Source organism: Aestuariibacter salexigens DSM 15300 (genome assembly GCF_000429145.1).
Taxonomy (GTDB): Bacteria; Pseudomonadota; Gammaproteobacteria; order Enterobacterales; family Alteromonadaceae; genus Aestuariibacter; species Aestuariibacter salexigens.
Map to the genome: position 1 here is coordinate 158,724 of NZ_AUBH01000006.1, position 26,930 is coordinate 185,653.

The 26,930-nt window shown below is 49.1% G+C and carries 28 protein-coding genes; 10 read left to right on the forward strand and 18 right to left on the reverse strand.

What is annotated here, in order from left to right:
• Positions 1 to 12: 12 nt before the first annotated feature.
• The gene (locus G441_RS0110985; RefSeq protein WP_051275558.1) at positions 13 to 1,059 is read right to left on the reverse strand and encodes a serine hydrolase domain-containing protein; all 1,047 of its coding nucleotides are present in this window, start codon (positions 1,057 to 1,059) and stop codon (positions 13 to 15) included.
• Between the two features lie 173 nt (positions 1,060 to 1,232).
• On the opposite strand from G441_RS0110985, the gene G441_RS0110990 reads away from it, so the two are divergent.
• From G441_RS0110990 to G441_RS0111010, 4 genes are all read left to right on the forward strand, one after another.
• Complete coding sequence (locus tag G441_RS0110990) at positions 1,233 to 1,679, forward strand: GNAT family N-acetyltransferase (protein ID WP_026376400.1); 447 nt, start codon at positions 1,233 to 1,235, stop codon at positions 1,677 to 1,679.
• Positions 1,680 to 1,970: 291 nt separating this feature from the next.
• Positions 1,971 to 2,303, forward strand: a complete 333-nt coding sequence (locus G441_RS0110995; protein WP_026376401.1) for a type II toxin-antitoxin system RelE/ParE family toxin — start codon at positions 1,971 to 1,973, stop codon at positions 2,301 to 2,303.
• On the forward strand, positions 2,290 to 2,604 hold the full coding sequence (locus G441_RS0111000; protein WP_026376402.1) for a helix-turn-helix domain-containing protein: 315 nt from the start codon (positions 2,290 to 2,292) through the stop codon (positions 2,602 to 2,604). Before G441_RS0110995 ends, G441_RS0111000 begins: the two co-directional genes overlap by 14 nt.
• A 465-nt stretch (positions 2,605 to 3,069) precedes the next feature.
• Positions 3,070 to 3,579, forward strand: coding sequence for a hypothetical protein (locus G441_RS0111010; protein WP_026376403.1), 510 nt, complete (start codon positions 3,070 to 3,072; stop codon positions 3,577 to 3,579).
• Between the two features lie 8 nt (positions 3,580 to 3,587).
• Here the strand turns inward: G441_RS0111010 and folA are convergent, their stop codons facing one another.
• The 4 genes from folA to rplU form a co-directional block, all read right to left on the reverse strand.
• Positions 3,588 to 4,079 carry a type 3 dihydrofolate reductase gene (folA, locus tag G441_RS0111015; RefSeq protein WP_026376404.1) on the reverse strand — a complete coding sequence of 164 codons (492 nt, stop codon included), beginning with the start codon at positions 4,077 to 4,079 and terminating at the stop codon, positions 3,588 to 3,590.
• Positions 4,080 to 4,088: 9 nt separating this feature from the next.
• The gene (gene cgtA / locus G441_RS0111020) at positions 4,089 to 5,240 is read right to left on the reverse strand and encodes an Obg family GTPase CgtA (protein ID WP_026376405.1); all 1,152 of its coding nucleotides are present in this window, start codon (positions 5,238 to 5,240) and stop codon (positions 4,089 to 4,091) included.
• A 107-nt stretch (positions 5,241 to 5,347) separates the two neighbouring features.
• Positions 5,348 to 5,605, reverse strand: coding sequence for a 50S ribosomal protein L27 (gene rpmA, locus G441_RS0111025; protein ID WP_026376406.1), 258 nt, complete (start codon positions 5,603 to 5,605; stop codon positions 5,348 to 5,350).
• Between the two features lie 15 nt (positions 5,606 to 5,620).
• Positions 5,621 to 5,932 (reverse strand): 50S ribosomal protein L21, encoded by a 312-nt coding sequence (gene rplU, locus G441_RS0111030; protein WP_026376407.1) that lies wholly within the window; start codon positions 5,930 to 5,932, stop codon positions 5,621 to 5,623.
• 271 nt (positions 5,933 to 6,203) lie between these two features.
• Between rplU and ispB the strand changes: the two genes are divergently transcribed.
• From ispB to G441_RS19325, 3 genes are all read left to right on the forward strand, one after another.
• A complete protein-coding gene (gene ispB / locus G441_RS0111040) occupies positions 6,204 to 7,175 on the forward strand; it encodes an octaprenyl diphosphate synthase (RefSeq protein ID WP_026376409.1) in 972 nt (323 codons plus the stop codon).
• 88 nt (positions 7,176 to 7,263) lie between these two features.
• Positions 7,264 to 8,733, forward strand: coding sequence for an amidohydrolase family protein (locus tag G441_RS0111045; protein WP_026376410.1), 1,470 nt, complete (start codon positions 7,264 to 7,266; stop codon positions 8,731 to 8,733).
• Positions 8,730 to 9,275, forward strand: coding sequence for an acyloxyacyl hydrolase (locus G441_RS19325; RefSeq protein WP_169726077.1), 546 nt, complete (start codon positions 8,730 to 8,732; stop codon positions 9,273 to 9,275). The genes G441_RS0111045 and G441_RS19325 overlap by 4 nt, the downstream gene beginning before the upstream one ends.
• A gap of 118 nt (positions 9,276 to 9,393) precedes the next feature.
• On the opposite strand, the gene G441_RS0111055 is transcribed toward G441_RS19325, so the two are convergent.
• The 4 genes from G441_RS0111055 to G441_RS18525 all read right to left on the reverse strand — a co-directional run bounded on the left by G441_RS0111055 (position 9,394) and on the right by G441_RS18525 (position 13,847).
• Complete coding sequence (locus G441_RS0111055; protein ID WP_026376411.1) at positions 9,394 to 9,777, reverse strand: hypothetical protein; 384 nt, start codon at positions 9,775 to 9,777, stop codon at positions 9,394 to 9,396.
• A 40-nt stretch (positions 9,778 to 9,817) separates the two neighbouring features.
• Positions 9,818 to 10,498, reverse strand: a complete 681-nt coding sequence (locus G441_RS0111060; RefSeq protein ID WP_156896352.1) for a hypothetical protein — start codon at positions 10,496 to 10,498, stop codon at positions 9,818 to 9,820.
• Entirely contained in the window at positions 10,491 to 11,810 is a 1,320-nt protein-coding gene (gene pepQ, locus G441_RS0111065) for a Xaa-Pro dipeptidase (protein ID WP_026376413.1), read from the reverse strand. Before pepQ ends, G441_RS0111060 begins: the two co-directional genes overlap by 8 nt.
• Positions 11,811 to 11,873: 63 nt before the next feature.
• Positions 11,874 to 13,847, reverse strand: coding sequence for a lytic transglycosylase domain-containing protein (locus tag G441_RS18525; RefSeq protein ID WP_084407351.1), 1,974 nt, complete (start codon positions 13,845 to 13,847; stop codon positions 11,874 to 11,876).
• Positions 13,848 to 14,062: 215 nt separating this feature from the next.
• Between G441_RS18525 and fadB the strand changes: the two genes are divergently transcribed.
• The 3 genes from fadB (at position 14,063) to G441_RS18530 (ending at position 18,301) form a co-directional block, all read left to right on the forward strand.
• On the forward strand, positions 14,063 to 16,213 hold the full coding sequence (fadB, locus tag G441_RS0111075) for a fatty acid oxidation complex subunit alpha FadB (RefSeq protein WP_026376414.1): 2,151 nt from the start codon (positions 14,063 to 14,065) through the stop codon (positions 16,211 to 16,213).
• A gap of 20 nt (positions 16,214 to 16,233) precedes the next feature.
• A complete protein-coding gene (gene fadA, locus G441_RS0111080) occupies positions 16,234 to 17,397 on the forward strand; it encodes an acetyl-CoA C-acyltransferase FadA (RefSeq protein ID WP_026376415.1) in 1,164 nt (387 codons plus the stop codon).
• 226 nt (positions 17,398 to 17,623) lie between these two features.
• Positions 17,624 to 18,301 (forward strand): YitT family protein, encoded by a 678-nt coding sequence (locus tag G441_RS18530; protein WP_051275544.1) that lies wholly within the window; start codon positions 17,624 to 17,626, stop codon positions 18,299 to 18,301.
• Here G441_RS18530 and G441_RS0111090 read toward each other — a convergent pair.
• From G441_RS0111090 to trxA, 9 genes are all read right to left on the reverse strand, one after another.
• A complete protein-coding gene (locus G441_RS0111090) occupies positions 18,266 to 19,093 on the reverse strand; it encodes a type 2 periplasmic-binding domain-containing protein (protein WP_026376416.1) in 828 nt (275 codons plus the stop codon). The two genes, G441_RS18530 and G441_RS0111090, sit on opposite strands and share 36 nt — an antisense overlap.
• Position 19,094: 1 nt before the next feature.
• Positions 19,095 to 20,372, reverse strand: a complete 1,278-nt coding sequence (locus G441_RS18535) for a M14 family zinc carboxypeptidase (RefSeq protein ID WP_051275545.1) — start codon at positions 20,370 to 20,372, stop codon at positions 19,095 to 19,097.
• Positions 20,373 to 20,420: 48 nt separating this feature from the next.
• Positions 20,421 to 21,173 carry an MBL fold metallo-hydrolase gene (locus tag G441_RS0111100; protein WP_026376417.1) on the reverse strand — a complete coding sequence of 251 codons (753 nt, stop codon included), beginning with the start codon at positions 21,171 to 21,173 and terminating at the stop codon, positions 20,421 to 20,423.
• Positions 21,174 to 21,190: 17 nt separating this feature from the next.
• Entirely contained in the window at positions 21,191 to 21,613 is a 423-nt protein-coding gene (locus tag G441_RS0111105) for a VOC family protein (protein ID WP_026376418.1), read from the reverse strand.
• A 13-nt stretch (positions 21,614 to 21,626) separates the two neighbouring features.
• Positions 21,627 to 23,024: an aldehyde dehydrogenase family protein gene (locus G441_RS0111110; RefSeq protein ID WP_026376419.1), complete on the reverse strand. Its 1,398-nt coding sequence runs from the start codon at positions 23,022 to 23,024 to the stop codon at positions 21,627 to 21,629.
• A 202-nt stretch (positions 23,025 to 23,226) separates the two neighbouring features.
• Complete coding sequence (locus tag G441_RS0111115) at positions 23,227 to 24,525, reverse strand: adenylosuccinate synthase (RefSeq protein WP_026376420.1); 1,299 nt, start codon at positions 24,523 to 24,525, stop codon at positions 23,227 to 23,229.
• Positions 24,526 to 24,592: 67 nt separating this feature from the next.
• Entirely contained in the window at positions 24,593 to 24,778 is a 186-nt protein-coding gene (locus G441_RS18540) for a DUF2065 domain-containing protein (RefSeq protein WP_034474894.1), read from the reverse strand.
• 5 nt (positions 24,779 to 24,783) lie between these two features.
• A complete protein-coding gene (locus G441_RS0111125) occupies positions 24,784 to 25,953 on the reverse strand; it encodes an aminotransferase class V-fold PLP-dependent enzyme (RefSeq protein WP_026376421.1) in 1,170 nt (389 codons plus the stop codon).
• 124 nt (positions 25,954 to 26,077) lie between these two features.
• Positions 26,078 to 26,923, reverse strand: a complete 846-nt coding sequence (gene trxA, locus G441_RS0111130) for a thioredoxin (protein ID WP_026376422.1) — start codon at positions 26,921 to 26,923, stop codon at positions 26,078 to 26,080.
• Positions 26,924 to 26,930: the final 7 nt, after the last annotated feature.

Consider the following 26,930-nt stretch of genomic DNA (forward strand, 5'->3'; position numbering starts at 1 on the left):
GCGCTTGGGACATTACGTGCGGGCTTTTTTACGAATGATATCCACAATCCGGTTGTACATCAGTTCCGTCAGGTTCCATGTCATACCGCCACCTGTATTGACTAACTGCACAACAACGGTATCAATATCTTCGTGATACCACGCCTGACTTGAATAGCCGGGCAGCGAACCTGTATGGCCAAGAGAATAAATATGGTTATATACCTCCTGCTCTTTTTGGCTTAACAGCGAGCCATCGTTCAGGGCTCTGATAAACACGCCAACATCTCGTGCCGTGGCAATCATTGACCCGCCAGCGTGCACGTGACTGTTCATTTTCAGATCCGCCTCATAACCAACAAAATAACCACTGGTCAGTTCGTCAGCATTCACCTCATCCAGTAAGCTATAGGTATCTTGCAAGCCGAGTTTTTCAACGATTTGCTCGCGAATGTAGCGGTGATGACTATAGCCAAGTGTGTTATCTAGAATCCGGCCAAGAAAATAGTAATTGGTGTTGGAGTAACCATATGCCGTTCCCGGCAAAAAATTTGCGGGTTGGTCAAGAATGAGCTCCATCACTTCATCGGTATGTTTATACAGGTCACTCCAAGGATAGTCCGGATGATCGGTGTAATTCGTTAAGCCACTGGTGTGGCCAATCATCATCCTCAGGGTGATCGATGCTGAGCCCTGAATGCGTTCAGCGTATTCGGGAAAAAATTCAGCGAGTGTGGTATCGAGCGACAATTTTTCTTCAACAATCAGCTTTGCAGCCGCCACCGCGATATACAGTTTACTGATACTGCCAATCTTAAATAGCGCATCGGGATCAGCGGGAATACGGTTTTCTCTGTTTTTCCAGCCCGCTGCATAGAGCTGCGGTTCAACACCTGCCTGGTCAACATAGACGATGATACCGTCCAGATCATAGTTGTGTACTTTACTGACCTGTTGTTGAACGGTATCAGGCAAGGGCGCCAGCCACGCCAGTACAAAAGTCCAGGGCACAAACGCCAGCGATCCGATACCAACCGCCAGCAATGACAACCGCAGAGCTAACAGTATTTTTCTCCTCATAACGGTCATCCTTATCGCTGATTCAATATTCTAGAGTTTATCGGAATGTATCTTTTGTGCAGTTTGACGTTCAGTATGTCACGAAAGTACGCTTGCCCGAACTCGGTATTCGTATCGAAATGTGTAGATGGTGATAACATGAGTCGCTAGGGCGGCTGAGAGTATCCTTACCAATGGACGTAGAATTCCAATCCGCGACAGCGAATGACAAAGCCTATTTCTGGAGTCTGTATGTAAAGGCCATGCGACCCTATATAGATAAAATTTGGGGCTGGGATACAACATGGCAAGAACAAGATTTTGAGAAACGCTGGCTAGATAGTACCAATCTGATAATACACACTGAGGGTCGGCCAGCTGGTTTCATTCAAACCCAAGACCACATCGAATTTACGTACGTCATAATGTTTATTCTTGATACGACGTTCAGAAACAAAGGGCTTGGTGCTTCCGCTCTGAAGCTGCTCAGCGAAAAATCAGTGACAAAGCCAATCCAATTGAGAGTATTTAAGATAAACAGAAGCGCCTTCAACTTTTACATTAATCACGGCTTCGAAGTGCTTGACTTAGAAGAGTCATTTTATGTGTTACAGAAAAAAGTAACGTCGTGGACTACATAACATGGTTATGCGCCATGTCCAGTCCATCTCTGCCGCGGCGGCGGACTGTTTTTTAACACAAACTGAGAGTCCCGCATGTGGAGGCAGCCGTCTCAATTGTATGGCTATAAGTCTGTCATCCTGATGAATATCAGGATCTCCTTGGTACGTGATACAGACAGTCGGTTTTTGGTAGTGCTCAGTGGCAAGAAAGGGGCTAACAGCTGCCTCTCAATAGTTTCTCCAACTTTTTAATAATCCTCCAAGTTTAAAATTTGCTTACTATACGCAGAGTGCGTACACTTCGCTCTTATGAAAGCGATATTCGTTGAGTCCAGCATTTTTGCGAGCCACCGCGGTGACTATCTAACCGATGATGAGTTTCGAGAATTTCAGCAGGAATTGCTAGAAAATCCCTTGAAAGGAGATGTCGTCAAAGGGACTGGTGGACTCAGAAAAGTGCGAATTGGGATAAAAGGTAAAGGCAAACAGGGCGGCGCAAGAGTGATTTACTATCACTTTAGTATTGCCCATAGGTTTTATCTACTAACCATTTACGCGAAGAATGAGATGGAAGACCTGACGACAGAACAAAAGAAGCAGTTGAAAGACTTTATGGAGGTTTGGAAAAATGAGCAAACGTAACTTGTTTTCAGAACTTACAACAGCCCTTAATGAAACAAAAGCTCATAGCGAGGGTAAATTAACCCTTAAGACTCACGAAGTCAGAACAGTTAGTGAGCTAGATATTTCGCCGGATGAGATTTTATCTATACGAGAAAAATTTAATATGTCGCGAGGTGTTTTCGCCAAATATTTGCATACATCTGTACGCACTTTAGAGAATTGGGAGCAAGGCCGCAGTGCGCCCAATGGCCAAGCGATTACATTACTTAAACTGGTGCAATCTCACCCAGAAACATTAACTCACATTGCGGAGCTGTAAGATAGAAGTTTGTGGCGCTCGAAGACCCATGTGAATACTCAAAATTTGAATATTTGGAGTAAAATTATAGCGACAAGAGCTCCAGTAATCGCCTGTAATCTCGAATTGATTTTCCTAAGCAATTCGACTTGCTCATTCTTGTTTTCATCACCCATGGTGCTGTGTTGCCCCTTAGTCCTGAAGCTAGAGCCCTGAAGTCTTATATAGAGTTGAATAGCGTATCAAACATTCAATTTAATGTCTTCGATACAATAAAAGGGAACCTTCATTAAGCCCTAATTAAGGTCGTATCGAACGTCTGTTGCTTGTCTTAAACAGACCACCGCCTTCGCGGTGGTGACAGGCGGGGAGTTATCTTTAGGTGACTAACTCTATCAACTGGAGACGGGTTTAACATAAGCGTTAATACAACGCTGGCAGCATCCTACTATACTCAGTAACTCAACCTCATTCTAAGGCTTGTCAATGCATATTAATGTTCGACTTATTACCACGTCAGCGGCGGCATTTATGTTTTATGCAGGCTGGGCTTACTGGGCAAATATGCTGGCCACTGATGATATTTATGTACTGCTCAGGAGTGCATTGGTGCAGGGAAGCTACAGCGCAGTGGTGACGCTGGTATTTACGTCACTGGTTGAATGGGTGTACACGCGCTCGCATGGCACTTGCCTTTCTTTAGCCTTTATCGTTCCGGTGATGTGTGCATTCCATTCAACCACCCCACAGAATCTGGCCATAAGGCGCAGTTTTAATGAGGCTCTGGATGCATCGGCAACGCTTTTCAGAGGGTTGAGGCTTCCCGCAGTGTTGCTTTCTCCCTTACCCGCGCTGTTGGTACAAAGCGCGTTAGTGGTATGCGTGAACCTTATCAACCAGACACCTAACCTGTGGCTGACAGTCGCACCGAGCATTATGTTTAGTGCAATATATGGGTATATCTATGTTGCCGCGTTATATCGGCAACAGCAGTAAACAATGAACTAACGTACTCGCGCTAACGTGATGAATCGATAGTCGTAAGGATTACGCTCATCGGCAACATGCTCTGATTCATCAGTCAGTTGCCAGTTGCCTTGGCTTTCGTAGTCAGGGAATTGGGTATCACCGTCTACTGCCAGGTCAATATGCGTCAGATAGAGTCTCTCACACAGAGGCAGAAAATATGTGTAGATGGCACCGCCGCCAATGACCATTAGCTCTTCCACATCTCCGGCTGCTTTGACGGCTTCATCTGGCGTATTCACTACCACAGCATCCTCGAGGACATAGTCTGTATCGCGAGTGATCACGATGTTTAATCGGCCTGGCAGCGCCTTACCTATGGATTCATAGGTTTTACGCCCCATCACCACCGGCTTACCAAGCGTGATCTGTTTAAAATGCTTGAGATCTGCGGGCAGATGCCATGGCATTGCGTTATCTTTGCCAATCACCCGGTTGTCTGCCATGGCAGCAATCATTGAAATAATCATCGACTTTGCCTATCGCTGGTAGATCACTTCCACATCGTAATCATCGTCATCGTCGTCCCAATCATCATCGTCGTCATACTCCGACGAAGTGTCGTCCTGATTGGTGTCCCAGTTAAACTCGACATCTCGCTCAGCGTCATCGTGTTGCTCAGCAGGAAGCGTTTCGATAAAGCTCATCACGCGCTGGCACAGCTCGTCTGTACCAAGCTTTTGAAAAGCAGAAATACGCATGGTTTCTCCCTGCCATTCAAGTTCATCGATGACACGCTGAGCAATTTCATCGACTTCTTCATCCAGCAGCAGATCAATTTTGTTGAACACTAACCAGCGCGGCTTCTGTGCAAGTTTGGGGCTATATTTTTCCAGTTCATTGATAATGGCTTTCGCATTTTCAACCGGATCAGAACCATCGGATGGATATAGATCAACTAAATGCAACAGGATCCGGCAGCGTTCAAGGTGCTTGAGAAAGCGAATACCCAACCCTGCTCCATCGGCAGCGCCTTCAATCAGCCCGGGAATGTCAGCGATCACAAAACTACGCTGCGCATCCTGTCTGACCACCCCAAGGTTTGGTACCAACGTGGTAAAGGGGTAATCGGCCACTTTGGGTTTAGCCGCAGAAACTGAACGAATAAATGTAGATTTGCCGGCATTTGGCAGTCCAAGCAGACCTACATCGGCGAGCAGCAACAATTCTAGTTTGAGATTACGAATTTCACCTGGAGAGCCATTGGTCTTTTTACGCGGGGCGCGGTTAGTTGAGCTTTTAAATCGCGTGTTTCCGAGACCATGAAACCCGCCTTGAGCGACTTTGAGGCGTTGTTCATGCTTGGTCAAATCACCCAGCACTTCTTCAGTTTCAGCGTCAGTCGCTCGAGTACCTACTGGCACGCGAAGTTCAAGGTCGTTGCCAGCGCGTCCCGTACAGTTACTGCTTTGGCCATTCTGGCCACGCTCAGCGCGATGAAAACGTTCAAAACGGAAATCAATCAGGGTATTCAGGTTCTCGTCAGCAACAAGATAAACACTACCGCCGTCTCCACCGTCCCCGCCATCGGGGCCGCCCTTTGCGACATACTTTTCACGTCGAAAACTGATTGTTCCATTGCCGCCATCACCGGCCTCGACCCTGATTTCGGCTTCATCAACGAATTTCATTGGACTCTCTTAACGCTGTTGCGAACAGTTGCACTTATTAGAGTTTAACAAAAAAGCCCCGCATGAGCGGGGCTTTTGCGTAATCTGAATGTCAGACCGTGACAGATTTACTCTGCAACGATGCTCACATACTTACGGTTTTGAGGACCTTTCACTTCAAACTGTACTTTGCCGTCAGACAAAGCAAACAGCGTGTGGTCCTTACCACAACCCACGTTGTCGCCCGCGTGGAAACGAGTACCGCGCTGACGAACAATGATGTTACCTGCTAATACAGACTCACCACCGAAACGCTTTACACCAAGGCGTTTGCTTTCTGAGTCGCGACCGTTTTTGGTGCTACCACCGGCCTTTTTGTGTGCCATGTGTTCGTACTCCTCTTAAGCGCTGATACCAGTGATTTTCACTTCTGTGAACCACTGACGATGTCCCATCTGTGAGCGTGAATGCTTACGACGACGGAACTTTACAATTTTCACTTTCTCACCACGGCCGTGTGTCACAACCTCTGCAGTGATTTTACCACCAGCAACGAAAGGTGTGCCGATTTTTACATCGTCACCATTGCTGACCATTAATACGTTATCGAACTCAACAGTGTCACCTGGGGCGACTTCAATCTTCTCGAGACGAACGGTTTGGCCTTCAGCCACACGGTGTTGCTTGCCACCACTTTGGAAAACCGCGTACATAGTTAACTCCGCTCTGCGCATCATGCGCGACAATTCAAAAACAGGGCGCGAATTGTACGCGAAGCCCCTGCGAGCCGCAAGCCCCAAAACACATAAATTTGTGTATTTTTACAGCAGCATAGATAAGCAGCTTAAAGTGCTTTGTGAACCGAATCACAGGCAGACAGTATTCACATTTGTAAATGACGTCAAACAGGACATCACGATGCGCTTTCAGTTAAACTACGAGCCATAAATGTTAAGTAGTAAAATAAAGGTGTATTCCACTTACATGGATATGCAAACCATTCGCGAATTAGCGGAACAAGACATGCGCGCTGTCAATCAGCTCATCCAACAGCAGGTCGAGTCTGATGTCAGCCTCATTAACCAACTAGGCTTTTACATCGTCAACAGTGGCGGGAAGCGTCTTCGTCCAATGTTAAGTGTGATTGCAGCACGGGCATTGGGTATAAACTCGACCGATCATCATACTCTGGCCGCCATCGTTGAATTTATACATACCGCGACCCTACTGCATGATGATGTGGTTGATGAGTCAACCATGCGCAGAGGCAGAGAGACGGCCAACGCAGTGTTTGGTAACCAGGCCAGTGTGCTAGTCGGAGACTTTTTATATACCCGATCTTTTCAGATGATGGTGAGTCTGAAGCGAATGCGTGTGATGGAGATCCTGTCAGACGCAACCAATGTTATTGCCGAAGGTGAAGTGATGCAGTTAATGAACTGCAACGATCCGGACACCACAGAGGCGCGCTACATGCAGGTCATTTACAGTAAAACGGCAAGACTGTTCGAAGCCGCTACACAGCTTGCTGCCGTGCTGACTGACAAACCAGAGCATATTGAAAATGCAATGGCTGAATATGGCCGTTTTCTGGGTACGGCGTTCCAGCTTATCGATGATGTGTTGGACTACGCTGCCGACGCTGAAGAGATGGGTAAAAACGTTGGTGACGATTTGGCAGAAGGAAAACCGACCCTACCGCTTCTCTATGCCATGTGGCATGGCAATGACACGCAGCGCGACATGATCAGGCATGCCATTGAACATGCTGACGGTACGCAGCATTTCGACGCTATTGTCGCCGCCATGCATGAGACGGGTGCGTTAGATTACACACGTAAACTCGCACTACGTGCGGTAGAAGACGCAGTTGCATCATTGTCTTGTATCCCCGACAGTGATTACAAGCACGCGCTAATTGCCCTCGCTCATAGTGCAGTAAACAGGATCGCATAACCCTTTTTTTAGTAAAAAGCGCAGCATCAGCTGCGTTTTTTATTTTTTGACTATACTGAATTCATCCAGCCTTTACAGGGAATCCAGTATGGCCAGCTCCCGCTCTGCACTTCATCCCACAGATGATGTTTTGCCAGTCAAATTTGACAGTACATCAAACGGTGAATTCATTCCTCCTGAGCTATCACCGCGGGAGAATATGATTAATGACATGGCACGTGAGGCAATGCAGAGGCAAAGTCGCCGCTTGGGCATGGACCGACGCACATTTCTCTATAGCAGCTGTGCCGTTGCCACCACCTTACTTACCGCTAATCAAGTCAATGCGACACACAATATCAGTGGCGGCTTTTTCTCACTGGCAGCAGACGCAGCCAGTGAGCCAGAGGCTGCGTCTCGTTTACATGGTGATGAATTTATCTTTGACATTCAGGGTCACTTTGTTGACCCCAACGGACGCTGGCTTAACGGCCTACCCGCCTCCGCCACTCCCTTTGCTGGTCTTCCTAATGCGAGCTGTGATTTGGCGGATATGCCTGGCGACAGAAGCTACTTAAATTGTCTTGGACCAGAACAGTTCGTTAAGGATGTTTTTGTAGATAGTGACACCAGTATGATGGTGCTGTCTTTTGTCCCTTCCCGTCGCGAGGCTGAGCCACTGACGATTGAGGAAGCAGATGCCACTCGCCACATTATAGACAGTATGGAAGGTGATCATCGTCTGCTACTACATGGTAGGGTGAACCCGAATCAGGATGGCGATTTACAGGGTATGGATGAGCTGGCAGAAAAGTGGCACGTCAGCGCCTGGAAAACCTACACCCAGTGGGGACCTGAAGGTAAGGGATTTTATCTTGATGATGACGTTGGTCTGGCGTTTATCGAAAAAGCACGCGCACTGGGAGTGAAAAACATCTGTATACATAAAGGTATACCCTTTGGACCTCGCTCATACGAGCACAGCCTTTGTACTGATATTGGTCGTGTTGCCAAACGCTATCCAGATGTCAACTTCATCATCTATCACAGCGGTTTTGACCCACAGATTGAGGAAACCGAATTTGCAGAGGGCGCGGGGAAAGCTGGCATAGATTCTCTTGTTCAGTCTATGTTGGATAACGATGTTGCACCGAACAGCAACGTGTATGCAGAGCTAGGCTCAACCTGGCGCTTTGTTATGCGTCATCCTGAGCAAGCAGCGCATTTAATTGGCAAGTTAGTTAAATACATAGGCGAAGATAATGTGCTGTGGGGAACTGACAGCATATGGTATGGCTCTCCACAGGATCAAATGCAGGCTTTCCGTGTATTTCAAATAAGCGAACAGTTTCAGGAAAAATATGCTTACCGTGAAATGACCGATGAACTACGCCGCAAGATTTTTGGTTTGAATGCAACCAAGCCCTACGCCATCAGTGCTGATGAAGTGCTACGGTTTATGCAACACGATAAAGTGGCACAAATGAAACAGCAGCATCAACACAGTCCGCACTTTCGCACCTATGGCCCGAAAACCCGGCGTGAATTTCTCAATCTCAAAAAATGGGAACAGGTTTGATACGACTGCTGGGCATTCTTTGTTTTTTATTACCACTGCAGGGATATGCGCAACCTTATAGTCATGGCGTTGCACTGGCATGGGGAGAAGGCTCATCGCGCTGGACGCTGCTTGGCGATCGTGAAATGACCCCTGATGCCTACAGATTGTCCTATATTTCACCTCAGTTAATATCCTGGCGTGTAGCAACCTCCCACCGGATCGATCTAGATGCAGAGTTCAGTGCACATCATTGGAATGATCCATGGCGGGATAAGCATGTCAGCGGTGTATCAATAGTGCCGATGTTTCGCTGGCATTTAGAATTGAGTGAAATCAGCCTGTATGCCGGTTTGGGCATAGGCATTATGTTCATCGATGATGATCAGTGGATGGACAGACTGCTCGGCTCTCACTCCCAGTTCGAAGATAAATTCGAACTCGGATTGCAAGCTGGACGCCATCGTTTAGCGGCCACACTGAGTCATTATTCCAACGCTAATCTGGCCGATATTAACCATGGTGTAAATGTGTATTACGTGAGTTACACATTGATGTGGTGAGGGGTTCCTGCCTGATTGGCGTGACCGAAACAAGATACCCACTCAAAAGCGTTGCGGGCAAGACGGGATGAGGGTGTCATGCCCGCGAAAATCTTGTCTTGCCCGCGAAGGCGGGCATCTAATTCACCACACCATACTTTGCCGCTTTCTGCTCAAATGCCTGACACGCCGGTGTTTGCGGATTTTGTTCAAAGTCCGAACAGGATAATGCCGCCGCGGATTGAAGGCATGCGGTGGCGGGCTCTACAAGGTCAGGATATGGCTTAATCTGCTCGGCCGTAACAAATTGCGCGCACATACCACTCACCATTGCCTCCGCCATCTGGCGTATCTCTGGCGTGATATTTTCAGCCTGCTGCATATTTTGCAGCGTACACTCCCGCAGCTTATCGCATAAAGCCTGCGAAGCAGCTTGTAAATCCTTCACGTCAGCGAATGACTGCAATGGTGCGATGGCCAGATAAGCTGCTACAACATAGTTAACACAAGGTTGGAATCGCACGTGTTCTCGCCATAAACAAGAATAATAGTAAGCTTTCAAACTAGTCCAGCCGAGCTGGGATCTCAAGTTTATCGTCAACAGTTAGGACCTGGACCTGTTCGCGCAACTCTTCTGCATAGGCTGGGTCGGCAAGGATCTTATTTAATTGTGACGGTATCTGGGCAAGCAGACGACTCATCTGCCGCTCCTGTGCAATTGGGCTGTCATGCAAGAGAATGGCAATGCGAGACAGGTCTTCAAGACAGCAGTCTTGAATATCTTTATTAAATTCATCGCCAAGAAAATCGACCATACCTGACGAGCCTGATGCACTGCCCGACAGCGGCCTGGAATTTATTTCCAACACTTTACTCTGTAGCGTCAGTGTTTTGGTAATCAGTTTTTCGATTACATTCTGAGTGTAGTCATTCAAAGCCGCATGATATGACTGCAAGCGGGTCGTAAGCTGCGCCAGTTCAGGTTGCGCTAAATCACGGATATGCAGCTTAACGAACACGGCTGATGCATTGTCCTGAAGCTCCTTTGCATAAACTAAGTCCGGTAGAGCCTGTGGCAAGGCCTTATCAGTCGCCTTATCCAGCACCAGATTAGCTTTCTCGACATACTGCTGTACGTCTTTTTGTGCATTTTCCAGGCGCAGCATCGACTCGGTTTTTGTGGGAGGCGGCTGGCATGCGCTTACCGTTATGGCAAGCGCTAAGCATGCCAGTGCTCTATTCAAGGCCCATTTCCCGAGTCATATTTTCATTCCGCTCACGATGTACGATAACGTTATCTTCGATACGAATACCACCATATGGACGCAAGGCGTCGACCACGTCCCAATTGATATATTTAGACTTTTCTGACGACTTGAGCTCAGCCAGCAGGCTGGGAATACAATAAAAGCCGGGTTCAATAGTAAATACCTGTCTAGCCTCTACCGTGCGGGTGCAACGCAAGAATGGGTGCTCCTCTGGTGGCGCCTTTGGTGTTCCTCTATCGTCAGCAGCGTGACCGCCAACATCATGCACCTGTAGCCCCAAAAAGTGTCCTATACCATGAGGGAAAAAGGGCGTTGTGAGCTGTTGTGCAAGAATATCGTCGCTGGGCAGATTAATAAGCCCGACATCCTGAAGCGTTTGTGCAAGTAACTGATGTGCCATAACATGAATGTCGACATAGCTGACACCAGGTTTCAGGTTTTCAATGAGCGACAGTGTGATGTTATCTACCGCTTTAATCATGTCAGCAAATAGTCCCCCCTGCGTTGTGTAGGTACGGGTAATATCTGCTGCATAACCGTTGAAGTTAGCGCCGGCGTCGATAAGAAACGAACGATGCTCATCGGGGGCGGTTTTATCTCGCACCATATAGTGCAATATCGCGGCATTTTCATTCAGGGCAACGATGCCTGTATAAGGCACATCATTATCACCATGACGGGTGGCGTTTGCGTAGGCCAGATTGATGTCGAACTCACTGGCGCCGCTTTCAAACGCTTGCTTGGCGGCCTTGTGGCCATTTACGGCAATGCGGTTTGATTCGCGCATACATTCAAGTTCGTAGTCAGTTTTATAAGCACGCTGGTAATGCAGGTAGTTCAGTACGCGATCCGGGTTAATGTTGTCAAAACCGAGCGCTCTGGCAACCTCAATATACTCACCGATATAGGCATACCGGGCTTTATCAAAAGGCAGGTGCTTTTCTACCGCATCAGCATGCTTAAGCATGACAATCTCAAACTGACCACTCCAATAGGTGTCAGGCTCGGCCGGTACAAAGTGCCAAAAATCTTCCGGTCGATAAAAAATAAGCTTTGGCTTTGACTGTCCATCAACCACTAACCAGCAGTTGGGGTTATCGATAACCGGTAACCACGCTTTAAATTGCGGATTCACATGAAATGGATAGTGATTATCATCCAGAAACATCCGTTTACTCTGCCCTGAATGAATGACCAGACCATCAATTCCCTCGCGCTGCAAAGCTTCACGAGTACGAGTCTGCATGGTGTCGATATGATCGGGATAAAGCGGTGCGAGTTGTTGCATAGACTCCTCAAAAACAAGCGTGTGTGGTGCTATCAGATGGGCTGCGACTCTAGCATGACCAAATTAAAAAGTCAGATTAGAGGCAGAAATTTGCATCTCCACTAATTCTTCGAACAGGCTTGACTGTTTACCCAGCAGGGTGGCGTAAATCTGCTTGTAAGCCATTACCGCTTTTACATAATTGCGGGTTTCTTTATAAGGAATATTTTCTATCCAGACATCAGCCGGCATGCTGCCGTTTGCAGGCACCCATTCTTTCACCCTTCTCCAGCCAGCATTATATGATGCAGTCGCCAACAATGGATTGTTGTCCATTTTATCCATTAGATAACGCATATATTGCGTACCAAATTCAACATTTTGCTCGGGATCAAACAGCGCCCGGTTACTGATTTTTTGCTGGGCAAGGTAACGTGCAGTACTTGGCATTAATTGCATCAGTCCCCGCGCGCCAGCCGAAGAGTTGGCGTCGACCATAAATGAGCTCTCCCGTCGGGTAATCGCCAACGCCCACTCCGGTTCAACATTATATTTTTCCGAGCGAGGCAATAGCTGTTCCGTGTACGCCAACGGGAAACGTCGTTTTACATCGTCCAGGTAGCCTGTGCGGCCAAATGCGAGAATCGCCTGATCGTGCCACCCCCACTGATCGGCAATGACTGCAGCGACTAAGCGCTGCTGTTCAGGCAGACCGTTTTGCATGCCCAGCCACTCGCGTCTGGCACTGGTATAACGCTCAAGTTGCAGAAACTCATAGGCACGTCTTGCAGCAGGTAATGATGATACTGCGTCAAGCTGTTGGGCACTGAAGTTAAGCGGCGCATCGGATAATGATGGCATTTTCTTAAGCTTGCCACTGGCCAGAAATCCATAATAATGACGCTGCTCAGCCAACTGGTTGAAAATCGGTAATGCAGCGTCCCGAGAACCAAGCTGCTCAAAACCACGTGCCCGCCAGTACGCAAAAGACAGCTCTTGCGTGTCAGCGATATTAGTAATGTCCATGACGTGGTGCCATTGCTGATGCTTTAAGGCATGGGCCAGATGCCAACGTAGTACCTCTTCATCATTGCCTAGCGTCGCGGCTGTTTCCATCCATACTTCCGCCTCGTGATGTTCTTCAATAGCGAGAGCAATGGCAAAACGCTGCGCCAGTTCGGCTTGCTGAGCTATGGTAAATGCGAAGCGTGACTGTGCATTGCGATAGGTCACCAATGCCAGATCTGCGTTGCGCCATATAAGTCGCCCGAGGCCATAAATCAGGATTTGCTGCTCTTGCTCTGGAAAGGTCGCGGGAAATTTCGACAGCTTGCTCACCTGACTTGGTGACCGTCGAACGTTTAAAAACAACTCGCCCAGATACCTTTTTTGTTCCGGCAGTAACTTAGTCAGGTATGGCACCAGTGATGCGCTGCCACCGTCGGCTGCCAGACTTAATCGTTTCCACACATGCTGTTCAGTGCGCAATCCTGCTTTTGTCCAGACAGCAAATATGCGATCGCATGCTGACGGCTGGGAATTGCCGACCATCCACAGCTGTTCTGCTTTTTGCATGGCCAATGTTGTCTGTCCGGCGCGCTCCAAATAGTCAGCATAGGTACAATCCAGTTTGGTGCTGCCTGTGGGGCGATAGTACTCGATAAATAAGTCGACCCGGTTTTTATTCGCCAGATAACTGAGCCATCGCTCTCTGAGGGGTTCATCCATGGGCGTATCGGCGTATTCAGTAAGGAAATCATCGATTTGCTCAAGGTTTGAAAGGTAAGGGAACTGGTGTAAGTAACGATATGTCAGATAAGGCTGTAGCGGGTAATCCGCTAATTTTTCTTTCAGGCGTTGAAATTCGCTGTTGCGAGGTTTGGTGGCAAGCCTCTCAGCCCGTTCAAACCATTTGCGCTGTTGCTCAAGATTTGCATCATTATCGACAGCATACGCGCTGAATGTCGCGCACGCCCATAGCCACAGTGTAAAGACACTGAGTAGCAGAGACCGTGAACGAATAGAATGCAGCGTAAGCACAGCGCGATTTTCTGGCATGCGAGACAATCAATATAACCCGAAATTTTTAGTTCGCCATGACAAACCATAAAAGATCCGCATCAGGATGCAAGTCCTACTTGAAAGCCGCCAGAACGCACACATTTAAACAATTGTTTAAATGCTATTGAAATTTGCGTTGGCTTTTACAAGAATCTAGCCACCCTACCAAGGCACAGCGTGTGCCATCAATTCACGGGTCTAAGGAGACTACAATGATTTATCAAGGCAACAGCCTGACCGCCTCCCTGCTCGACGACGGCATCGCCGATATCGTTTTCGATGCACAGGGATCGGTAAATAAATTCGATCAAGACACCGTCCGCGAGTTAGATGAAGTAACTCAGGCACTGAAAAATAATAGCGATGTCAAAGGCGCAATCGTCCGTTCAGCCAAAGGCGTATTCATCGTTGGTGCCGATATCACAGAATTCACTTCACTGTTTAGTTTGCCAGAAGAAGAGATTTGCGCCTGGGTGGCAAACACATCTCAAGTGTTTGACCGCTTTGAAGATCTGCCTTTCCCCACTGTAGCGGCCGTAAATGGCTTCGCCCTGGGTGGTGGTTGTGAAATGATTCTGGCATGTGACATGCGCGTTGCCGACACTAACGCCAGAATCGGCCTACCGGAAGTTAAGCTTGGCCTGATGCCAGGGTTTGGCGGCACAGTGCGATTACCACGTCTGATTGGTTCTGATAACGCACTGGAGTGGATGACTACCGGTAAAGACCGTAATGGCCAAAAAGCTATGGCAGAAGGTGCGGTAGACGCCGTTGTTGCGCCTGAAAAATTAACCGAGGCAGCGCTCAGCATGGTCAAAGATGCCATCGCCGGGAAATTTGACTGGCAGGCTCGCCGCGCGCAGAAAAAGGCACCACTTAACCTCAATGCCAATGAATCGGTAATGAGTTTTTCTACGGCCAAAGCCATGGTCGCTGCTCAAGCAGGTAAACACTACCCAGCCCCTAACATGATGGTAGATACGGTAGCCAAAGCCGCCACCCTAGACCGGGATGGCGCATTAAAACTGGAAAACCAGGGCTTTGCAAAACTGGCCAAGAGCGACGCTGCTGCCGCACAAGTCGGCATTTTCCTGGCCGATCAGTTGGTCAAAGGTAAAGGTAAAAAAGTGGCTAAAGCGGCCACTAAACAGGTTAAGCAGCATGCAGTGCTGGGTGCCGGCATCATGGGCGGCGGTATTGCTTACCAGGGCGCGGTAAAAGGCACCCCCACGATCATGAAAGACATCAATCAGGCGGCGCTGGACCTTGGCCTTAATGAAGCAGCCAAGATCCTGGGCAAAGGTATGCAACGCGGAAAAGTGGATGCCACAACGATGGCACAGACGCTGAACCGCATTACACCGACCTTAGAATATTCAGCCATCAAAGACGCGGACCTGGTGATCGAAGCCGTGGTAGAAAACCCCAAGGTCAAAGGTATTGTGCTGAAGGAAACAGAACAGGTGATTAGCGATGACGCTATTATCTGTTCAAACACTTCAACTATCTCAATTACTGAGCTGGCCAAGAATCTGGATAAGCCAGAGCGCTTCTGCGGGATGCACTTCTTCAACCCAGTACATCGTATGCCTCTGGTTGAAATTATCCGCGGAGAAAAAACCTCAGACGAAACCATTGCTGCGGTTGTGGCTGCCACGTTGAAGATGGGCAAAACACCTATCGTGGTCAATGACTGCCCAGGATTCATGGTAAACCGAGTGTTGTTCCCGTATTTCGCCGGCTTTAGCAAGTTGATATTAGACGGTGCAGATTTCGTCGCTGTCGACAAAGTAATGGAAAAAGTGTTTGGCTGGCCGATGGGCCCGGCATATTTGCTGGATGTTGTAGGTATGGACACCTCTGATCACGCTTCAGGTGTGATGTCTGACGGCATTCCAGAGCGTCTGCAGAAAATCGATAACGACCCGGTTACCTTGCTATACAAGGCCGATCGTCTGGGCCAAAAGAACGGTAAAGGCTTCTACGACTTCGGCACTGACAAACGCGGCAAGCCAACCAAGACGCCATCTGACGATGCCTACGCGCTGTTTGCACCCCACTGTGCCGAGCGCAAAGAGTTTGACGCCGACGAGGTCATCGCCCGTCTTATGATCCCTATGGCTAACGAGGCCATTCGTTGTCTTGAAGAGGGGATTGTCGGCAGCGCGGCCGAAGCTGATATGGCACTGTTATACGGCCTTGGTTTCCCTCCCTTCCGAGGCGGCATTTTCCGCTGGATTGAAACCATGGGACTGGACAACTTTGTTGCCCTGGCTGACAAGTACGCTGAGCTTGGTCCAATCTATCAAATCAGCGATGGCGTCCGTGAAATGGCCGCCAACGGCAAATCTTACTTCGCTTAATCGACCCAAGGAGACAGACAATGAAAGACGTCGTAGTTATCGATTGTATTCGTACACCCATGGGTCGTTCCAAGGGTGGTGTATTTCGTAATGTCCGTGCTGAGACCCTCTCTGCGCATCTGATGAGCAAATTATTGGAGCGCAACCCGGGTGTTGATCCTGCAGAAATTGAAGACATCATCTGGGGCTGTGTTCAGCAGACCAAGGAACAAGGCTTCAACATTGCCCGTAATGCTCAACTGCTGACTAGCATTCCGCGTAGTACCGGCGCTGTCACAGTAAACCGCCTGTGCGGCTCTTCCATGCAGGCACTGCATGATGCCAGCAAAGGGATCATGACTGGCCAGGGTGATATCTACATGATTGGTGGCGTGGAGCACATGGGGCATGTGCCGATGACCTTCAACCTGGATTTCCACCCAGGATTGGCTAAATATACCGCCAAAGCCTCAGGCAATATGGGCATGACTGCTGAATTGCTCGGACGCCAGAATCAAATCAGCCGCGAAATGCAGGATGTGTTTGGTGCACGTTCTCATCAGCGCGCTCATCAGGCCCACCTTGAAGGGCGCTGGACAAACGAGATCGTTGCCACAGAAGGTCACGATGCCGATGGCGTATTACAGCTTATCGATCATGATGAAGTGATCCGCCCGGACAGCACGGTAGAAACCATGGCGAGTCTACGCCCGGTATTTGATCCGGTAAATGGGACGGTTACTGCTGGCACATCTTCTGCGATCTCAGACGGTGCAGCTGCAATGTTACTGATGTCAGCCGACCGTGCAAAGGAACTGGGCTTGACGCCACGAGCTAAAATCCGCGCAATGGGTGTAGCCGGCTGTGATGCGGCCATCATGGGCTACGGCCCCGTACCGGCAACGCAGAAAGCGCTGAAACGTGCCGGCATGACCATGGACGACATTGACATTGCCGAATTCAACGAAGCGTTTGCCGCGCAGGCCTTGTCATGTATCAAACAGCTTGGCTGGCTTGATGTGTATGATGAGAAGGTTAACCTGAATGGCGGTGCGATTGCCCTGGGGCATCCACTCGGCTGCTCGGGAGCACGCATCTCTACAACCCTTATCAACCTGATGGAAGCCAATGACAAATCTGTCGGTCTGGCAACCATGTGTATCGGTCTGGGTCAGGGTATCGCAACCGTATTTGAGCGCGTTTAAGCCATACTCAACGCTAAGTAAAAAAATGGGCCTCACAGAGGCCCATTTTCATTTCCATAACAGCCTGTCTACACAACAACCACAAGGCTTTAATAACTCGTAAAGCTGGGTGTACCTTTATCACTCAACTTGGCTCGTCTAATTATCCATCAACGTTCTGTATCCTGACACTCGTGCTTTAAAATGCGTGCTTTCTTAGCAATCAGATGGCAACGGAACACAGCACATGAACTCGCCCAAGCACCATTTATATGAAGACCTGCTGGCTTTGCTATGCGGCAGCATCTTTGTGGCGTTGGGTGTATACCTGTTTAATGCTCAAGGGTTGCTGATTGGCGGGGCCGCCGGGATCGCACTGCTTGGTACACATCTGAGTGAGTTGAGCTTTGGTGCCCTGTTCTTTCTGATCAACCTGCCGTTTTATACGCTGGCTCTGACACAGCTAGGCAAACGATTCACCCTGAATACCTTTATTTCAGTATCCGTTGTGTCAGTGTTCTCTGAGTATATTGGGCACTTTATCGATATTAATGATATTCACCCGCTATTCGCCGCTGTTGTCGGAGGATTGCTGATCGGCACGGGCATCTTAATCATGTTTCGCCATAAATCGAGCCTGGGCGGGGTCGGTGTATTGGGGCTGTGGATCCAGAATAAATTTGGCTACCGCGCTGGTAATGTGACGCTGGGTATCGACATCACCATTTTGGCAGTGTCACTGTTTTTTATCCTATTGGAATTGATTCTGTATTCTATTGCTGGCGCAGTTGCGCTGAATGTGGTTATTGCGGTAAACCACAGACCCGAGCGTTATAAAGTGGTGCAGATTACCGCGGCAGATGTATCTGACTCAGAAACAAGTTCCGCATTAAAACCTGTTAACGGACTCTGCAAGCAAGCTTGATTTAACCTCTTTAAGCGAGGGCATGATTTCCTTTGGCAACAACGGGTTGACCAATGCTATCTCACGCCTGTGAGACAGATCTGCACTCGCGAGGCAGGCTTGGTTATGGGCGTGAAATAACTTATCGAAGGCTCCATCAAGCAATGCGGTTTGTAGACCTTGTTGGATGGCTATGGCCAGCTCCTCTCGTCGTGGACTGACGTAAAACACCAATGCATAGGGATAGTACAAGCGCAGTGTTGACTCAATCACCAGACTTTCGGTGTAATCGCTAAGCTGGTCAAACACATCATGTATCTCGTTAGCGCCAAGGGCTACATAATCGCAGTGGCCATCCGCCAGTCGATTCATGACATCCTGTAGTTGACCATATTCATCGACCAGACAGTGATTATGTCGAAACAAGGTGGCATCTGCCCAGGTGGCAGGAATACCTGCGGTTTTACCACGCAGTGCCTCAATGCTACTAAGATCGGCGAAAACCGGCTGTTCCGCATCCCGGATGATAAGCAAACGATGTCCAAGCAGCCCTTTCATCAAGGGAATATGGATGGGGATGTAGGTATCTGGCAGGAACTTGGGGTTGCCGGCTACCGTGACACACACATCAGCGCTGTTTAATAGAATTGCGCCTTCTTGCTCTGGTTCAGGATAGTCTTGTCTGTCTTCAACAATATGCAGGTCTGCAAACCCGGCGCTACTGCTACGCAATGCCAGCCGCAATATATCCAACTCATATTGCTGGCGCGTAGGCGACTTGTTTCCGTTCCAGAATATGATGGATTTACGCATATCAGAGGGGGATGACCTGACCACAAATGATTGCTAACTGAATAGACTCGTCTTGACCCAGTGCCATCGTCGCCTTGTCTCCACGACAAAGCGCGGCTTGCGGTTCAACTCTGCTGTTACGCCAGTCAACAGGCCAAAACGTCGCGACCTCGAGCAGCTCTCTGTCGCCTGCAAAACGTATATAACCCATATCAATGAGTTTTCGATAGGTGTCGTCATCTAGAAATAACGGCTGCTCTATCCAGTAGGTCAGCATTGGGATAGGTTGCATCCCTGCTGCATCGACACGCTGATAGGCATGCAAGTGCTGGTAGTCACCAATATCGTCGATAACACGCTGGTCACTATGCGGGTCTACTTTATCGCCACGTATGACCACATCAGCCAGCACGTCAGGTGCTAACTGGACATTTTCAATGACCAAATCGGCACATCCTTTATCTTGGTTCATCGGTATCGATAAATAGCACGTCGTGTCCTGTGACAGCTGCTGTATCGCAATTTTTTCACAGGCAAAAAACAGCCATTCAGCGGTAAGTCTGCGTGCTTCCTGCCTGGCCGGATCGTCGGGCGCAAATCCACATTCAACCAGGATCACGGCAATGTCTTTAGCAGCAATGGCATCACCAAAACAACGCGGATTGTACTCATCACTGTAGCGTCCCACCCCAACTTTCTGTTCAATCTGCATATCCTGCAGCAATTGGCCAATCAGCGCCATGGCTTTTGAACGTGTCTCGCCTACTTTTCTGTCGGGGTCGGCTGCGGTAGCCAGAAAAGACAGCGTCGCTGGCAAACCGTCAATACCCGCACGATACCAGCGATCCTGGTCGTGCAGGTTAAACGCCCAGTGTGGTGCAAAGTCACTGACCAGGTCATTGAGAATTTTCCCCTCAGGGCTAGCGAGTGCCAGTGCATCGCGATTGATGTCAATGCCAGCGGCATTGTAGCGACTTAGCCGCTGCGCACCGTCCGGGTTTAACATAGGCACCAACATTAACGTGACCTGAGACAACCAATCAGGCGGGCTAGTTTGCAGGTGTGTTGCCAGATCAATCAGCGAGGCCGTCGCGGTCGATTCGTCGCCGTGCATTTGTGACCATGCCAGCACCCTGTGTGGCCCACTGCCAAACTTCAACGCCACGATATCGCGTCCCAGCAATGACTGCCCTACGTTATGGCTACTTACTCCCGCCGCCTGCAATGCCTGTAGATGTGGTTGCAAGTCTGCATGCTGAACAACCAGTTTATCGAGATGAGGAACGGGCACAATGGTCATGAGTTCTGAACGAATGGCAAAGGAGTTACTATAAAGGCTAGCCGATAATTAGCGGGTGCGTATCAGAAGTTGCTTACATTTTAACTTGGTAGTTCGCCATGGCGTTTTCGGCTTAGTCGGCGAAACCGTCATCATGTGTTGATAATCCGCCTCTCGCAGGCTGACCTCTCCGACGTGAGCCAACCACAGGGCGTTTGGCAGCAAATCTTTAATTCGCGCCAGCGAAGCACGGTACTTATTCGGATGAAAAACAGGATAAGGTGGAGCAAAGCGTTTTTTCACCTGCACGATGAGGTCTGCAACATACACTTTGTGACTGGGCTTGTGCCACAGTGACAAATCACGGTCTGTGTGCCCTGGGGTAGTTAGCACCTGCCACTCTTCAAAACCAGGCAATAGGTCATTATCGTTAAGCAGAACATCCGGCTTCAAACGCATTGGATACAACACATTTTTAGCCGGTTTGTTCAGGCGCCCTGCCACCCAGACCGTTAATACCACATCGATCAGGTACATCAACAAGCCATTAAGACCCCGATACCAGGGCGTGTCGATATTGGCACTGGCAATCTGACACCCTGTCAAGGCTCGGAGTTTGTGTGCAGCTCCAGCATGATCGGGATGCATATGCGTCACAACCACCAGCTTTAAATCATTGAATGGCCTGCCGAGTTGTTGCTCGATAAAATGTCGCAGAAGCGATACGTCAGGCTTGCAACAGCCATCAAGTAACAATAATCCATGGTCGTATTCAACCAGGTAAATTTTCTGAATATAGCCATTCAGTTGGTGCAGCTTCATATCCCGTCGCGATGTCTCTAATCGTGAGCAAATAGCTGGGACATGTCTTTAAAGGCTTTGAACTCCAGTGCGTTGCCGCATGGGTCAAGTAGAAAAAGTGTGGCCTGCTCGCCGGTTTGTCCTTTAAAACGAATATAAGGTTCGATGACAAATTCTACCTTCGCAGCGTTAAGCCGTTCAGCCAGGTTGTGCCAATCCTGCCAGGGCAATACCACGCCAAAATGGGGTACCGGCACGGCTTTTTCATCCACCTCGTTAGGCTTTAGCGGCGCGGGCATATTGTCAACCTGATGGGTCACCAATTGATGACCAAAGAAGTTCCAGTCTATCCAATGGGATGATGAGCGACCTTTTTCACAGCCTAACAGCAGACCATAAAACTCTTCGGCCACATCAAGATCATCAACTGGGATCGCCAGGTGAAAAGGACTCAGTGTCATGCTGGTATTCATCCTAAAGAAGCTTTTTCATGAGGTTCAGTTTAGTTTTGCTGAACGGTGGATAGCGCACGGCGACATCGAACAGGAAGCTGCGCTTCATCACGGTTTTCATGTGACTGAAGGTATCGAAGCCATATTTGCCGTGATAAGCCCCCATACCACTATTGCCGACGCCGCCAAACGGTAACTCGGGGTTAACCGCAAACATGAACCCATCATTTACGCACACCATTCCGGCACTGGTGCGCTCAAGCAGACGTTGCTCAAACGCTTTATCTTTTGTAAACACGTACATTGATAATGGTTTAGGGCGGCTATTGATAATGTCTATGCTCGCCTCTACGTCATCTACTGTGATGATAGGCAGAATCGGTCCAAATATTTCTTCCTGCATCAGCGCACTGTCCGTTGCAGGGTTGATCACGATGGTCGGTGCCAGGTAACAGTCAGAAGCATCGGCCTGCCCACCATGAGCGACATTGTGCCCCTCAAGATAATTGCACAGCCTTGCATGATGGCGCTGATTAACAATGCGCCCATAATCCGGACTTTTAGCCGGATCCTGTCCATAAAACTCGGTGAGTTTAGTCTTAATTTTACTGACCAGCGTATCCGCCAAAGATGCAGGCACCAGCACGTAATCAGGCGCCACACAGGTTTGCCCTGCGTTAAGCCATTTGGCCCAGACAATACGCGCCGCTGTCACATTCAAATCTGCACTGCTATCTACCACACAGGGGCTTTTACCCCCCAATTCCAGCGTTACCGGCGTTAGATAATCAGACGCTGCCCGCATGACGATTTTTCCGACTGTCTCGCCCCCTGTATACAGGATGTGATCGAATTTATGTTTAAGCAGTTCAGAGGTTTGCTCCTTACCGCCATTAACCACGGAAAAGGCGTCATTATCGAGATACTTCGGCACCAGCTCGGCGATGAGCTTGGCGGTATGGGTGGACAACTCAGATGGCTTGATTATCGCCGTATTACCCGCGGCAATGGCGGCAATAAGCGGTGCCAGGACCAGTTGATACGGGTAGTTCCACGCTCCAATGATCAACACACAGCCCAGCGGTTCAGGATACACAAAGCTTTTCCCGGGCATCGCTACCATAGGCGTGGATACCTTACATGGCTTTGCCCACTTTTTCAGATGCTTAAGAGTATGGTCGACTTCTGTCGTAACAAAGCCAATTTCTGATATCCAGCTTTCCTGCTCGCACTTATTGAGATCCTGCTTGAGTGCCGACAGCAGCGCTTTTTCATTATCGAGCGTCATTTGCTTAATCGCTACAAGCTGCGACTTACGCCATTCAATATCTCTGGACTTGCCAGTAGCAAAGGCGCTATGAGACCGTTTAACAAGCCCTTCAATATCGGTTAGAGGGGTATCAAATGCTTCATTCGGCATGGTTTGATGAATAGCCGCTTCAGCCTGCGTATTCCCGTTAGTTGTGGCGTCCATAATGCTCTCAATCTTTTTGCGTGGGATTATTGAGCCATCATTATGGCATAAAGACAACCTGAGTGAAGTAGCAAGTTAACACCATTAACATTGACTGCGCAGCAATAAAAAGGCCGCATCAAGCGGCCTTCTGAATCTACTTACAACCTTACACGTCGTAAGGATGGCGCAAAATAATGGTTTCGTTGCGATCCGGCCCGGTGGAGACAATATCTACCGGCACTTCAGTCAGCTCTTCCAATCGCTTGATGTAGTCTTTTGCCTGTTGCGGCAAATCCTCATAGCGCGTCACACCAAACGTGCTCTCCTGCCAGCCAGGCATATCTTCGTACACTGGCTCAACCAGATCATAGCCATCTGCTGCCATGGGTGGAACGGTTTGGATATTACCCTGCTCGTCTTTATATCCGACGCAAATTTGCAACGTCTCCAGACCGTCCAGCACATCCAGCTTGGTCAGGCAAAAACCAGAAATAGAGTTGATCTGTACGGCACGCTTCATGGCGACCGCATCAAACCAGCCAGTTCGACGCTTACGTCCGGTAGTCGCGCCAAATTCATGGCCTTTAACACCAAGGTGCTCACCTACGTCACAATCAAGTTCAGTCGGGAATGGACCAGAACCAACCCGGGTTGTGTACGCCTTTACGATACCCAGTACATAGTCGATGTGTCTCGGACCGAATCCCGCCCCAGTGGCGACACCGCCCACGGTCGTATTCGATGACGTGACGTAGGGATAAGTACCGTGATCAATGTCCAGTAACGTGCCCTGTGCGCCTTCGAACATGATTTCATCGCCCTGCTTGCGCGCGGTATCCAGAACGTCGGTCACATCTACAACCATCGCCTTCAGAATATCGGCAACGGCTAATGCGTCTTTCAATGTCTTATCGAAATCGACCGGCTCCGCTTTGTAGTATTCAGTCAGCATGAAGTTGTGATGCTCCAGCACTTCCTTCAGCTTGGCGGCGAAATCCTCTGCATTGAACAGGTCCCCTACGCGCAGGCCCCGACGAGACACTTTATCTTCATAAGCGGGACCAATACCCCGTCCGGTCGTGCCAATCGCTTTGCTGCCACGGGCTTTTTCACGAGCGATATCGAGCGCAACATGATAGGGCAAAATAAGAGGGCAAGCTTCACTGATACGCAGCCTCTCTTTGACCGGTACACCGCGCTCTTCCAGCATGGTGATTTCGGCCATCAGGGCTTCAGGACTCAGTACCACGCCATTGCCGATGATACAGGTGACATTATCGCGCAGGATCCCTGAAGGGATCAGATGCAGTACGGTTTTCTCGCCATCAATTACCAGCGTATGGCCAGCGTTATGGCCACCCTGATAGCGCACCACATATTTGGCACGATCTGTTAACAAATCGACGACTTTACCTTTACCCTCGTCACCCCATTGGGTGCCGAGCACGACAACGTTTTTAGCCATGGAACTCAAGTGTAAAAAAATTAGGCGGGGATTCTATCAAAAATAGAGGGCGCAAATCACCTGTTTTCTAGGATAATAAGAACACCAGTACCACGGCGCCAATGGTTACCATGGCTCCGCCGAGGGTTCGCAGCTGCTGCACCGGCTGATTGGCCATCTCTGACATAAACCGCTGCCACTTATTCGGAAACAGCATAGGCCCGAGACCTTCCAGTACCAGTACCAGTGCGAGCGCTATCCATAACGCATCCATCGCTTTTATTCTCCGCTGAATTCCTTAATACAACTGAGGTCATATTGCAGGCCATCATGGTATAACGCAAATCCAAAACGAAGTCGTTTGCCACGACCGTCCGTTGCGATGTTGTGCGCGTGTAAATACGCTTGTAACTTGCCGACCTGCTGCTCGTTATCTAACTCAAAAGCCAGAAAATGCCCATGCAGCTGCGCATCGTGTTGAATCAGCCGCTGGCGGTTCAGCCAGGGTGAGTGCAGTCCATCGATGTGCGTCAAAAACTGTTGCTGTCGTTGTTTGATGAACCCATCGATTTGCCTGACGTCGAGGCGGTGTTCTGCAAACAGTTCAAATACCGAATGAAGGCGGTACAAGGCACTAAAATCCATAGTTGAACCAGCAAAGCGCATTGCATCCTTGCTGTAGCTGACTTCATTCCCTTTTGACTGCGACAGCTCGCCAAATTCAGCAAACCATCCTGTGTAAAGCGGGCGTTGGGCACTGCCTTTTGGCACATGCATAAAACACCCGCCTTCTCCGCCCTGGGCATATTTGTAACCGCCAGCCAGATAAAACACCCGGTGTTTAATTTCACTCAGGTCTACCGGTACAGCCATAAAGGCGTGATAACCATCTATGACAACCATTGTATCGTCATCCTGCACAGCATTCACAAGCTGAGGTAATGCGTCTACCTGCACGCCGCTATTGAAGAACACATGACTCAAAAACACCATGTCATAATGCTGGCTTGCCAGCGCCTGCTCAAAGCGTTGATTAAATGTCTCAAAAGGCGCAGCCGGCACGCGATGAACAGTCACGTTGGCTAACTCTTCAAAACGTCTCGACTGCCTATTGAAGCTATGAAATTCGCTGTCGGTGGTCAGAATGCTGATCGGTCTGTCAAATGGCAGGCAGGTCATCAACCTGAACACAAATTCATGGGTATTCGGCGCAAATACAATTTGTTCGGGCTGTTCTGTGTTCAGTACCCGGGCGATATGTTGCTGAACGGCCGGGATCTTTTCAGAAAACCAATAATCCCATTTATCGTCGACAAAACGCGCGCTGTCATCCCAGTAATCAAGCATCGCCTGGCGGGTGATATCTGGCCAGTAATAATGACTGTGACAGGCAAAATGCTGAACGCCAGGGTTGGCTTCAAGAAAACGTCGATAAAAAGTCTGAAACATAGCGAGTAAGAATTTATTGCAGTCGGAACAAGGGTAACACCGGGCGTCCTAGGATCGTTAGAGGAATTTGACGAGCATGCGCACTGACTCAGGTGAGCCCAGCGCTCACCTGAGTCGTACTTATTTAGTACAGCAGGCTGTAAAGTTTACGTCTCGAACTGGACTTGAGTGGATCGCCATCTGGCAGCGCATTGATAACGTCGAGTGTCAGTTTCTTAGCATCCCCAAAATTGAGATCTTTTTTCAACACTTCGATCAACAATGCAATCGCTTCTTCGACTTTGTGGACTTGCTGCAACTGCACCGCAAGGTCGACCTTTAACTGCATGTCGTCCGGGTTTGCTTCGAGCTGCTCTTGTAATGCCTGGATTTCTGGCGTGTCTGCAGCCTGTTCGGCCAGCTCTATTTTGCCGCGTAGTGACGCATAGCGGCCATCCTGATCGACCAGGCCGATGGTATCCAGAATTCCCTTGGCTTCTTCGAGCCTGCCGGTCTCGATATAGCAATCAGCCAACACATACTTGATATCAACATTGTCAGCGTTTAGGTCATAGGCCTGCTTAGCGAAACCGAATGCGTTAGCGTAATCACCCGCAGAGACCAGTTCCTGAGCCTGCTGAAGAAGACCGTCTTCAGGTTTTGGCAGGTGTTTTTCGAGCATTTCCCGGACGGCCGATTCAGGCTGCGCACCGGCAAACCCGTCAAGCGGTTGTCCATCTTTAACCAGCATCACAGTCGGTAGACTGCGCACACCGAACTGCGCGGCAATCTCTTGTTGCTCATCACAATTTACTTTAGCGAGCAGTAGGTGCTCACTGTATTCCTGAGCCAGCTTTTCTAATACAGGCATCAGGTTTTTACAGGGCTCACACCAGTCAGCCCAGAAGTCCACCATGACCAGCTTTTGCTGAGAATCATGCATGATGACCTGCTGGAAATTCTCCAGAGTCATGTCGATTATGTTCTGCATCTGCAAT

Excerpts from the sequence above, each read along its gene's own strand:
- G441_RS0111105 (WP_026376418.1), bottom strand. The coding sequence starts at position 21,613 with ATGACACTGAGTCCTTTTCACCTGGCGATCCCAGTTGATGATCTTGAT.
- rpmA (WP_026376406.1), bottom strand. The coding sequence starts at position 5,605 with ATGGCACACAAAAAGGCCGGTGGTAGCACCAAAAACGGTCGCGACTCA.
- G441_RS0110990 (WP_026376400.1), top strand. The coding sequence starts at position 1,233 with ATGGACGTAGAATTCCAATCCGCGACAGCGAATGACAAAGCCTATTTC.
- cgtA (WP_026376405.1), bottom strand. The coding sequence starts at position 5,240 with ATGAAATTCGTTGATGAAGCCGAAATCAGGGTCGAGGCCGGTGATGGC.
- trxA (WP_026376422.1), bottom strand. The coding sequence starts at position 26,923 with ATGCAGAACATAATCGACATGACTCTGGAGAATTTCCAGCAGGTCATC.
- G441_RS0111125 (WP_026376421.1), bottom strand. The coding sequence starts at position 25,953 with ATGTTTCAGACTTTTTATCGACGTTTTCTTGAAGCCAACCCTGGCGTT.
- G441_RS0111010 (WP_026376403.1), top strand. The coding sequence starts at position 3,070 with ATGCATATTAATGTTCGACTTATTACCACGTCAGCGGCGGCATTTATG.
- G441_RS0111100 (WP_026376417.1), bottom strand. The coding sequence starts at position 21,173 with ATGAAGCTGCACCAACTGAATGGCTATATTCAGAAAATTTACCTGGTT.
- ispB (WP_026376409.1), top strand. The coding sequence starts at position 6,204 with ATGGATATGCAAACCATTCGCGAATTAGCGGAACAAGACATGCGCGCT.
- pepQ (WP_026376413.1), bottom strand. The coding sequence starts at position 11,810 with ATGCAACAACTCGCACCGCTTTATCCCGATCATATCGACACCATGCAG.
- G441_RS18535 (WP_051275545.1), bottom strand. The coding sequence starts at position 20,372 with ATGACCATTGTGCCCGTTCCTCATCTCGATAAACTGGTTGTTCAGCAT.
- G441_RS0111090 (WP_026376416.1), bottom strand. The coding sequence starts at position 19,093 with ATGCGTAAATCCATCATATTCTGGAACGGAAACAAGTCGCCTACGCGC.
- fadA (WP_026376415.1), top strand. The coding sequence starts at position 16,234 with ATGAAAGACGTCGTAGTTATCGATTGTATTCGTACACCCATGGGTCGT.
- G441_RS0111115 (WP_026376420.1), bottom strand. The coding sequence starts at position 24,525 with ATGGCTAAAAACGTTGTCGTGCTCGGCACCCAATGGGGTGACGAGGGT.
- fadB (WP_026376414.1), top strand. The coding sequence starts at position 14,063 with ATGATTTATCAAGGCAACAGCCTGACCGCCTCCCTGCTCGACGACGGC.
- G441_RS18525 (WP_084407351.1), bottom strand. The coding sequence starts at position 13,847 with ATGCCAGAAAATCGCGCTGTGCTTACGCTGCATTCTATTCGTTCACGG.
- G441_RS0111110 (WP_026376419.1), bottom strand. The coding sequence starts at position 23,024 with ATGCCGAATGAAGCATTTGATACCCCTCTAACCGATATTGAAGGGCTT.
- G441_RS18530 (WP_051275544.1), top strand. The coding sequence starts at position 17,624 with ATGAACTCGCCCAAGCACCATTTATATGAAGACCTGCTGGCTTTGCTA.
- G441_RS0111045 (WP_026376410.1), top strand. The coding sequence starts at position 7,264 with ATGGCCAGCTCCCGCTCTGCACTTCATCCCACAGATGATGTTTTGCCA.
- G441_RS0110985 (WP_051275558.1), bottom strand. The coding sequence starts at position 1,059 with ATGAGGAGAAAAATACTGTTAGCTCTGCGGTTGTCATTGCTGGCGGTT.
- folA (WP_026376404.1), bottom strand. The coding sequence starts at position 4,079 with ATGATTATTTCAATGATTGCTGCCATGGCAGACAACCGGGTGATTGGC.
- G441_RS0110995 (WP_026376401.1), top strand. The coding sequence starts at position 1,971 with ATGAAAGCGATATTCGTTGAGTCCAGCATTTTTGCGAGCCACCGCGGT.
- rplU (WP_026376407.1), bottom strand. The coding sequence starts at position 5,932 with ATGTACGCGGTTTTCCAAAGTGGTGGCAAGCAACACCGTGTGGCTGAA.
- G441_RS0111000 (WP_026376402.1), top strand. The coding sequence starts at position 2,290 with ATGAGCAAACGTAACTTGTTTTCAGAACTTACAACAGCCCTTAATGAA.
- G441_RS18540 (WP_034474894.1), bottom strand. The coding sequence starts at position 24,778 with ATGGATGCGTTATGGATAGCGCTCGCACTGGTACTGGTACTGGAAGGT.